4 protein-coding genes are annotated in these 3832 nt (G+C 50.5%); 1 reads left to right on the forward strand and 3 read right to left on the reverse strand.

Annotation, left to right across the window (positions count from 1 at the left end; genetic code table 11):
• The 3 genes from AC6R1O_RS14695 to fabB all read right to left on the reverse strand — a co-directional run.
• Positions 1-379 (reverse strand): aspartate-semialdehyde dehydrogenase (locus tag AC6R1O_RS14695; protein WP_500657284.1); only part of this gene is annotated, 379 nt, incomplete at its 3' end.
• Complete coding sequence (locus tag AC6R1O_RS14700) at positions 376-1509, reverse strand: 4-phosphoerythronate dehydrogenase (protein ID WP_500657285.1); 1134 nt, start codon at positions 1507-1509, stop codon at positions 376-378. The genes AC6R1O_RS14700 and AC6R1O_RS14695, both read right to left, overlap by 4 nt.
• A gap of 234 nt (positions 1510-1743) precedes the next feature.
• The gene (fabB, locus tag AC6R1O_RS14705; protein WP_487902647.1) at positions 1744-2955 is read right to left on the reverse strand and encodes a beta-ketoacyl-ACP synthase I; all 1212 of its coding nucleotides are present in this window, start codon (positions 2953-2955) and stop codon (positions 1744-1746) included.
• Positions 2956-3085: 130 nt separating this feature from the next.
• On the opposite strand from fabB, the gene mnmC2 reads away from it, so the two are divergent.
• On the forward strand, positions 3086-3832 hold a 747-nt coding region (gene mnmC2, locus AC6R1O_RS14710), incomplete at its 3' end, for a tRNA (5-methylaminomethyl-2-thiouridine)(34)-methyltransferase MnmC2 (RefSeq protein WP_500657286.1).

The raw sequence follows: 3832 nt of genomic DNA on the forward strand, positions 1-3832 counted from the left end.
TGATGTTGCGGTTACGAAATTCCGCAATCGCTTCTGGATTGACCTCAGGCACCACAAGAGGAATGTCATATTCATAGCGGAAGTGTGACGTATTGTCGATCACGACAACGCCTTCCTCTGCAGCGATGGGTGCCCATTTCGCCGACAAATCCCCCCCAGCGGAAAACAGCGCAATATGAACTTGAGACCAGTCAAAATTCTCAACATTCTCTACTTTGATCGTTTTGCCATTAAAACGGTAGCTTTTGCCCTCACTGCGCTCACTGGCAAGTAGGTAGAGATCACCCACGGGAAATTTGCGTTCTTGTAAAACGTCTAAAATCGTCTCACCGACGGCGCCTGTCGCGCCCAAAATGGCAACATTGTATTGCTGGCTCATTGATTTACCTCAACCTGAAAACCTAGTTTGGCTAGGGGTGACAACTGACAATCAGCCGTCCCCACTAGCGTGATGGCACTGTATTCGCGTCTATCCCAGTAATTTTTACGCATGGCGTCAAAGGCGCCGGGCTGACCGATTTCTCGGCGAAACAGTGCATCATCTTTACGCACATCATAGACGAGCTGTGTGATCGTGTGTAGCGTCGCCTCATCCCACGCTCGATTAAGCTCAAGACGAGGAACCGGCGCGATCGGCAACAGATCACTGGCGTTCGCGCTCAACTCTTGATTTAAAAACTCACAAAAGGCATTAAAGATCATCGTCGTGCCACGAGCTTTCCCCTCAAGCCCATATCCAGCCACATGAGGGGTCGCGAATGCTAGCAGAGGCAGCAACTCCATATCAACCTCAGGTTCAAATTCAAACACGTCCAGTGCTGCAATAAAGCCATCTTGACGCGCAAGCCGCGCCTTAAGTGCACTGTTGTCCACGATGGGGCCCCGCGCCGCATTGATCAAGATTTGGTCGCCGCGTAAACGGTTGAGTACCGCTTCATCGATAAGGTGATGGGTAGGATACTCGCCCTCTTTCGTAATCGGCGTATGGATGGTAATAATATCCGCTTGCTCGAGCAAGGTATCTAGCGGAGTAAACGAACGCGCGTCGCCTTGCGCTTGTTTTGGTGGATCGTTGATGAGCACTTGACTGCCGATCCCCTCCAAACACGCTTGTAAGTAGCTGCCCACCTGACCAGCACCAATAATGCCAACGGTTTTATCAAACACCGAGAAACCGTGTTGCTGCGCTAGCACCATCATCACACTCACCACATATTCAGCAACGCCGACTTTGTTGCATCCGGGAGCGGCGGTAAAGAAGATACCTCGTTCACGCAATAATGCTTGGTCGACATGGTCCATCCCCGCCGTTGCGGTGCCGACAAATTTCAGTTTATTGGCGTTGGCGATAAGCTCTGCGTTCACTTTGGTGACGGAGCGAATCATGAGCGCATCCACATCGATAAGGTCTTGCGCAGTGATTTGTCGGCCTGATTTCAACACCACCTCACCCAGTTGGCTAAATAGCCCTTCGGCGTAAGGCATGTTTTCATCGATTAGAATTTTCATGGTGTGCTGTCTTTGATTAAAGGGCGTTGGGGCGATTGTGCAGAAAAGCAGGCTCGGTGTCGAGTAGCACGCCCCGCCTGACGTAAAAAAGCCCGGCGCATGGCCGGGCAATTATCCAGAACAAAAGGATCCTAACCCGCTCTCCATGGGTCAGAGTCTGCGTCTGTTCGGCGGTGAGTAAAACTCTTCACCACCAGTCCTGGAAACGGGTGTCTGGCGAACCAGCGCGAGCGATTAAGCTTGGTACTTTTTAATCACCAACGTCGCGTTCGTTCCACCAAAGCCGAAGCTGTTTGACATCACAGTGTTCAACTCAGCGTCACGCGCTTGAGTCACAATATCAAGGCCTTGAGCCGCTTCGTCGAGATTTTCGATGTTCACACTTGGGGCAATAAAGTTGTGAGTCAGCATCAAAGTTGAGTAGATGGCTTCATGTACGCCTGCAGCGCCCAATGCATGACCTGTCATCGCTTTCGTTGCTGAAATTGCTGGGCTGTTTTGACCAAACAGCTCTTGAATCGCACCCAACTCTTTCACATCACCAACCGGTGTAGAGGTGCCGTGCGTGTTGACGTAATCAATACTATCGACAGCTTGCATCGCCATCTTCATACAACGCACCGCGCCTTCACCTGATGGCGCCACCATATCGTAGCCATCAGAGGTTGCGCCGTAGCCAACAATTTCGCCGTAAATTTTCGCGCCGCGCGCAAGCGCGTGCTCAAGCTCTTCGATGACTAACATACCGCCACCCCCAGAAATAACGAAACCATCACGGTCCGCATCGTAGGTACGAGACGCTTTTTCTGGTGTCTCGTTGTACTTAGTCGACAGAGCGCCCATCGCATCAAACATCATGGTTTGAGACCAATCGAGCTCTTCACCACCACCGGCAAAAACGATGTCTTGTTTACCCAGTTGAATTAGCTCCATCGCGTGACCAATACAGTGCGCAGAAGTCGCACACGCCGAGCTCATTGAGTAGTTCACGCCGCGGATTTTAAACGGTGTCGCAAGACACGCAGAAACTGTCGATGACATCGTGCGAGGCACCATGTATGGACCAACACGTTTCACGCCTTTGGCACGCATGGTGTCAGTCGCCACCGTTTGATTAAGCGCAGATGCGCCACCTGAACCTGCCACAATACCGGTACGATCGTTAGAGACCAACTCTGGAGTCAGGCCTGCGTCTTCAATCGCTTGTTCCATTGATAGGTAAGCATACGCAGCCGCATCACCCATAAAGCGCATCTGTTTACGGTCGATATGCTCTGCTGGGTTGATTTTTAGATCACCCCAAACCTGCGAACGTAGACCGTGTTCTTTAAACTGCTCAGAGGCAGTGATACCAGATTTTCCTGCTTTTAGAGACGCTAACACTTCTTCGGCGTTGTTACCGATACTCGAAACAATACCCATACCGGTGATTACGACACGTTTCATTATGACAATCCTATAAATTAAATTTCCGCTAGATAATAACGAAGTTGCCCTGCAAAAGTGGTCAGCTTTCCCATAAATCCGTACAATCTTCACACTTTTAATGTCTAAATAGAAAGAACTCTGACTCTCTATGACCACTATTTCGCACGCCCAGCTTGGCTGGAATGAAGCTGGCACACCAGTTTCCGACCAATTTGACGACGTCTACTTCTCCAACGTTAATGGTCTTGAAGAAACCCGTTATGTTTTCCTGACCCAAAATCATCTTCCGCAAAGATGGCAGGAATATGACCAACGCCGTTTTGTGGTGGCAGAAACCGGTTTTGGCACAGGGCTTAACTTCCTTGCGTTGTGGCAATGGTTTGATGAATTTAGACAGCGCCATCCTGATGCGCCACTTAGAGAGCTGCATTTTGTCAGTTTTGAGAAGTACCCCCTAAGCAAAGAAGACTTGGCCAAAGCGCACCTCGCGTGGCCTGAGCTGGCCAGCTACGCGCAAAAGCTGCAAAAGCACTATCCGATTGCAGTGCCTGAGTGTCACCGTATTGTGCTCGATAACGGTGCCGTGACGTTAGATCTCTGGTTTGGTGACATTGAAGATTGCCTCCCTCTGGTTCCAGTCCCTGAGCAAGGTTTCGTCGACACCTGGTTTCTCGACGGATTTGCTCCGAGTAAAAACCCAGAAATGTGGAATCAAACGCTGTTTGACGGCATGGCGAGGCTCGCCAAACAAGGCTGTCACTGCGCCACCTTTACTGCCGCCGGTTTTGTCCGTAGAGGGCTGATTGAAGCGGGCTTTGCGATGAAAAAAGTCAAAGGCTTTGGCACCAAAAGAGAGATGATTGCGGGTGAGTTGAGTGAACGCACACCTTACAGC

This window comes from Vibrio sp. R11-SG3-ISO3-SZ (assembly GCF_059834345.1).

Bases quoted from the DNA above. Each gene is read 5' to 3' on its own strand.
- AC6R1O_RS14700 (WP_500657285.1), bottom strand. From the start codon at position 1,509: ATGAAAATTCTAATCGATGAAAACATGCCTTACGCCGAAGGGCTATTT.
- fabB (WP_487902647.1), bottom strand. From the start codon at position 2,955: ATGAAACGTGTCGTAATCACCGGTATGGGTATTGTTTCGAGTATCGGT.